The sequence below is a fragment of the Micrococcus sp. LASM2_SD2 genome (assembly GCF_057364565.1).
The window spans coordinates 1-1,033 of record NZ_JBNFOB010000409.1 but is presented as its reverse complement, the minus strand read 5'-3'; the positions used below and the strand labels follow the sequence as shown (position 1 = coordinate 1,033).

The 1,033-nt window shown below is 70.7% G+C and carries 2 pseudogenes; one reads left to right on the top strand and one right to left on the bottom strand.

Features of this window, described 5'->3' with window-relative positions:
• A pseudogene (locus AC2W7A_RS12785) lies at positions 1-63 on the top strand (TRIC cation channel family protein); the annotation flags it as partial.
• Positions 64-168: 105 nt separating this feature from the next.
• On the opposite strand, the pseudogene hpf reads toward AC2W7A_RS12785, so the two are convergent.
• Positions 169-762 (bottom strand): annotated as a pseudogene (hpf, locus tag AC2W7A_RS12780) (ribosome hibernation-promoting factor, HPF/YfiA family); the annotation flags it as partial.
• Positions 763-1,033 lie beyond the last annotated feature (271 nt).

Genomic DNA, 1,033 nt, shown 5'->3' with positions numbered 1-1,033 from the left:
GTGGGCATCGGCGGCGGTGTGATCCGTGACCTGGTGGTGAACGCTGAGGTGCCCTCCGCGTTCACGAACCCGGTGTACCTGCTGATGCCGATGCTCGCGACGGCGCTGGTGTTCTTCCGGCACGTGGTCGGCCGGCAGCGACTCGTCCAGCCTGATCACGCCGTACTCCCATCCCTGGCGGCGGTACACCACGCCGGGGACCCCGGTCTCGGAGTTCTGGAAGAGGTAGAAGTCATGGCCCACGAGCTCCATGGCGTCCACGGCCTCGTCCACCGTCATGGGCGTCGCCGGGAACGTCTTCTCCCGGATGCGCACGGGGGTGTCCTCGGGGACGTCCATGCCCGCGGCCTCCTCCTCGGCCTTGCGCGCCGCGAGGACCTGCTCCACCAGGGAGACACCCGAGTCCACCGGGACCATGTCCGCCGTGGCCTCGGCGACCGAGGGCTGCCTCCGACGGTCCTTGCGGCGATCGTGCAGGCGGCGCAGACGCTCCGTGAGCCGGTTGAACGCCTTGTCGAAGGCGGCCGTCTTGTCGTCGTCGTCCGCCTCGGTGCGAACCACGGTGCGGTCGCCCCGGAGGGTGACCTCCACCTTCACGTTCTGCTCGGAGTGACGCTGACTGGAGGGCTTGGACGTCTTGACCTCGATGGTCCGGGCGCCGGCCGCGAGGTGCTCGAGTCGACCCACCCGCTCGCGGACATGCTCGCGATACGTCTCGCTCGGGGTGATGTTGCGGGCGATGAAGCTGACATCGATGGTCATGGCGTCCTCCTGGGGTCGTCCGGTCGCTGCCCGCGGCCTCCGCCGCCGGACTGGGCCGGCCCCGGAGAGCACAACGGCGGCTGGTGGAGAGCGTCTCACTCCTTCCAGCCGCCGGCGGGACGGGATCGGAAGACCGATCCCGTGGAACCACCCTACGTGACGGGTGCCACAGTGTCAGCCTCGGCCACACGTTCCGCCGTGGGCGAATCGGGCGGCGCGACACCGGCCACGGCTGCCGCCGCCACGGGCACCCCGCCGGCGCGTCGGACCG